Consider the following 4,013-nt stretch of genomic DNA (forward strand, 5'->3'; position numbering starts at 1 on the left):
CTCCATGCTTCCTTCAGACCCCGCCTCACGACGGCGCCCTTGCACTTCGCTAACCCTTCGCCGCCATCAGGCTGGGTAGAAGACTTACACTTCCAAGCTGTCGAACATGCTCGGCACACCGAAAAAACCCGCCGATGAGGCGGGTTCAGGGATCAAAGGGTGACGACAGGATTCTCAACGGGAGCCTGAAGTGGCCGGACCTGGTATTCCTTGAGGCCCTCTCTGATGGCGTAGGCTGAGGCCTCGCCCATGCTATCGAACGGGCCGTACTGGTATTCGGAGACGGTTAGGTAAACCGAATAGCCGGCGATGTCGGGGCTCGGGTCCTTCATCTGCTGCGCCATTCCTGCGATCGCGAGCACATCTGTCAGGGTTCCGGCGGAAAGAGGCCCGAACTCTTTGAGATCTGGATCCTCGAAGTTCCCTTGGATGCGGGCGATGATGGCGCGAAGGGCCCTCTCAGCGTGCGTGCTCATGCTTTCCTCCTTGGGATTTGAGACGATCGAAGTTCACGGGGCGGATCAGAGGAAAGGCCTTGATCTGACGCCGTGTGGAACCGGCCCCGCCGGCGACACGAGGGCAAGAGGGGGATAGTCGAACAGGGAGGCCTTATGCGGCCTGCCGGGCGGCCTTGGCTTCCTCGGCGGCCTTGGCCATGTCGGATTTCACGATCTCCTCCCAGACGTTGATGTCGGGCGGGATACGAAGATCCAGATCCATAACGGCGGTGCCATTTTGGAGCGCCTCAAAGGTTGTCCCGAGCTTTTCGAGGAGGGCGGGCGTCCGCCAGATGACGGCGATCTCGTCAGGGGTCATGTCGCACATGCCGCCGCGGTCGCAATTGTCATAGATGGCCGTGAGCTTCGGGGTCATCACCACGCTATAGTAGAAGCAGGCGCGGACGATCCGGTCCGGGCGTTCGGCCATGTAGGGGTGGCCGTGGACCATAAAGGGATCAAATTGATCGCCATTGTAGGACCGGATGAGGACATGGCTGAGGTCGGTCATCGGGTCGGCCGGCAGGTTCTCTGTTGCGGCTGCGTCCATGGTCCTCTCCTGGGATTTGGGATCGATCGAAGTTCAACCGAAGATCGAGGAGGAGACGATTCCTTTCAGCTATGCTGGAACGCTGGCAATGGCCGGGGGTTAGTGCTATATCTACCGGAGTGGATGAGGAGGGTTTCCCCTCCTCACCCGTTTTACTCAGTTGATCGAGAATGAGAAGGACAGGGACCAGCTGTCCTTCTTTTCTTTTGCGATCCTGAATGACCCGCTTATGCGGGGTAGGAAGTACCACCACATATTGGTGTCCTCCGGTTAGCCGAGCGATGCTTACGCCCTTTTGACACCCGACAGCTTGTCCGGGTGTGGGGGCCTGGCCGCCCCTGGCTTTCCGCTCGACTAATTCTTCTGTTACGGCTCAGCCGTTAACAATCCTTATGTCTGGGCTCCAATGCTGCCCTGGGGCAGGAGACCTGCCTTTTCCCGGGCCAAGCGGCGCAGTTCGGCACATCCGGCGTCCAGGCTGGCGCCCGCCGGCGTGATTGTCCGGAATCGTTCCCAGAAGGCCTTCCGCCCTGCCTCGGACCGGTCGATGCCGGCCAGAACCTCGAGCGAGCCGATGGTTTGGGGTTTTCGCAGCTCAGCCTCGATGGGGTGCTCGGGCGGCTGGGCATTCTTGCGCCTGCGGGACATATGGCTTCCTTCTGACAGGATGGGGTGGGTCAGATGCCCCGGATGGCCGCCGTGGCATCGGCCTGAACCTGGGCGTGGGCGAGGCTCAGTAGGTTCATGGCTCTTCGCATGCCGCTGGCCCGGTCCGAGCAGATTCGGTCGGCGAGCGCCTTGGCATCGGTGCCGGGATGCCTCTGGGCTGCGAGCTCAGCTGCGACCTCGGCCTCTTCTGGGGTGAAGCGAGAGCCGAGCAGGGAGCGAGCTGTCATGCGGGCCTGCTCGAACTGAATGCGGCGCTCGATTTCCATGGGGCTTCCTTCCGGGGTTTGGGCCAGATCGGTGATCGCCCAACCCTATGAGGCGAGAGCCAACTGAGAGGCGAAGTGCTGATACATGGCCTCGGCGACCCGCTGGTGTCCGGCTGTGGTGAGCCAGCCGTTGCGCAGTCCTCCAGCCTCGAAGTCGATGAAGCCGCCGGCGAAAGCCCGGACAGCGGCGAGATGGGCGCGTTCCTCCGGCACCTTGAAATCGTTTGAGAGGATCTCGTACGGGCATCGGCGCTCATTCCGCGCCTGATTGAAGGCGAGGCAAACCTGGGTGACGCTGATCTCGACGGGTTTTGACGGCTTGAGCGGAATGATCATGACGCGTGGAGCCTTTCGGTGAACTTCAGGCAGGCTGGAGGACCGGGAAGTTCGGCGATCAGCCAGTGCGGCCGGCACGGCGTGGAGTAGAGGCGAATTCCCGCCATGTGGCGGGCTCGACAAGATTCGACCTCAGGTGCGCGAGGATGGCGCGTGCCGGTAGGCCGGACCTCTGCATCGCAGAGGCCTCCGCGAAGACTTGGACCCGCGCGGCTTTGGCACGCTGAAGATCGGAGATCGGCGAAGTCCCTTTCCGCATTTCGTCCTCTCTGGGTTTGGTGATGGAGAGCAGGCGAAAAGTTCGTGGCAGGGTGCAGTTTAATTTAGGGAATCCGGGGTCAGCCGAAGTAAGATGATCTTGTCTTGAAGATGGTCGCGCGAACGAACTGTGCGACCGGAGAGACAACTAACCCTTTCCTGAGGTTTTAACCGTGGAGTACTTTAAGACGCACGCAAAAGGCGTGCGCCACATCGTTTTTGCCGTCGTGTACGGCACCATTGCTTTTCACACCAACTGGACGGACGTTCCGCATATTCTGTCGGCGCTCTTCCATGCCACCTGGCGAAAACTGGAGGGTCGGAGGGTGTGCCAACGGGGTGTGCCTCGCGGCACACCTACAAGACGCACAGCGCGCACTACTGAATGCCTTTGCAGGAGGACGAGCCAGCGGAAAATTGAGGCAAGCTCAGATTCCTTAGTAGCATGGACGCAAGATTCCAGCATGCGATGAATGTCAGGCGCCTATGTTAATTCTCTTTGCTGAAAAAACTAACGCCCCGCCTCGTTCACAATCTGATTTTGGTTTGCGATTAATCTGTAATTGAGAGGCCGCAAACCATTGAAAATAAAGAATTATAGTAATTAAGGTGTGTCATGCGCGGTGACAGGCTGACACATCCATAGGCACACCGGGGAAAAAGGAGATGTGACACGCGGGTGTTCCGAAATGCACGGCGACGTGACACACCCGCCGCTGTTGGTGGAATTATAGGGTGTGCCACAAAGGTGTGTCAGTCGGCACACCGTGGCGACACGTCCGATTCTGAGTCCCTGATGCGTAGTATGTCCAGCTTGCGTGCAGGAGCGCATGCGAAATTTAGCCAGACGAGTCCATCCGCGGATAATCAAGTGAACCAACACGCGGCATCTAGCGGTGTGCCAAGCGGACGTGCTTACTGGCACAGCCGCTTGGCACAGCCGTGAGTCTATAAGGGTCCTCAATCCGAGCACGCCGAACTGGCGAATGCGTAGGCGGAGGTGTGTCGAAAGGGTGTGCCAGTTGGCGCACATCCGCGACACACCTCAGTCATAAGCGGAGATCTAATCGGCACAGGATCGTGTGCCTCGCGGGTGTGCCTGCCGGTACACCAATCCGGCACACCGATGCTCCAAGCTGGTGATGACCCTTTCGAAGCGTGGTGTGCCAAGAGGGTGTGCTGTCCGGCACACTAGTCGGGCACATCAGTCAAATCGCGAACCGTGCAAGATTATAAGTATCCATCCGAGCGGGGCCGCGGGATTTTGGGTGCCGCGCGTGGTAACGTCGGTTCATGGAGATCGATGAGGACAAGATCGACGATGCCGTTTTGGCGCTGTTATGGCTGACGCTGCATAACGAGCGTTGTGCCTGGAAGGGCTTCGACTGGGCAACGACGGATCGGCTTCACAAGAAGGGCTTGATCGGCGACCCAGTC

General features: G+C 59.5%; 6 protein-coding genes. 1 reads left to right on the plus strand and 5 read right to left on the minus strand.

Going from position 1 to position 4,013, the window contains the following annotated elements; all coding sequences use genetic code 11:
- Positions 1-152 precede the first annotated feature (152 nt).
- From FS320_RS39630 to FS320_RS39650, 5 genes are all read right to left on the minus strand, one after another.
- Positions 153-476: a hypothetical protein gene (locus FS320_RS39630; protein ID WP_152717900.1), complete on the minus strand. Its 324-nt coding sequence runs from the start codon at positions 474-476 to the stop codon at positions 153-155.
- A gap of 133 nt (positions 477-609) precedes the next feature.
- Positions 610-1,047 (minus strand): hypothetical protein, encoded by a 438-nt coding sequence (locus FS320_RS39635; protein WP_152717902.1) that lies wholly within the window; start codon positions 1,045-1,047, stop codon positions 610-612.
- Positions 1,048-1,437: 390 nt separating this feature from the next.
- Positions 1,438-1,695 (minus strand): hypothetical protein, encoded by a 258-nt coding sequence (locus tag FS320_RS39640; protein ID WP_152717904.1) that lies wholly within the window; start codon positions 1,693-1,695, stop codon positions 1,438-1,440.
- 29 nt (positions 1,696-1,724) lie between these two features.
- Entirely contained in the window at positions 1,725-1,982 is a 258-nt protein-coding gene (locus tag FS320_RS39645; RefSeq protein ID WP_152717906.1) for a hypothetical protein, read from the minus strand.
- Between the two features lie 45 nt (positions 1,983-2,027).
- On the minus strand, positions 2,028-2,318 hold the full coding sequence (locus FS320_RS39650; protein ID WP_152717908.1) for a hypothetical protein: 291 nt from the start codon (positions 2,316-2,318) through the stop codon (positions 2,028-2,030).
- A 1,551-nt stretch (positions 2,319-3,869) separates the two neighbouring features.
- Here FS320_RS39650 and FS320_RS49135 point away from each other — a divergent pair.
- On the plus strand, positions 3,870-4,013 hold a 144-nt coding region (locus FS320_RS49135), incomplete at its 3' end, for a DUF6429 family protein (RefSeq protein ID WP_244626992.1).

The organism is Microvirga tunisiensis, from assembly GCF_009296175.1.
GTDB classification, from domain to species: domain Bacteria; phylum Pseudomonadota; class Alphaproteobacteria; order Rhizobiales; family Beijerinckiaceae; genus Microvirga; species Microvirga tunisiensis.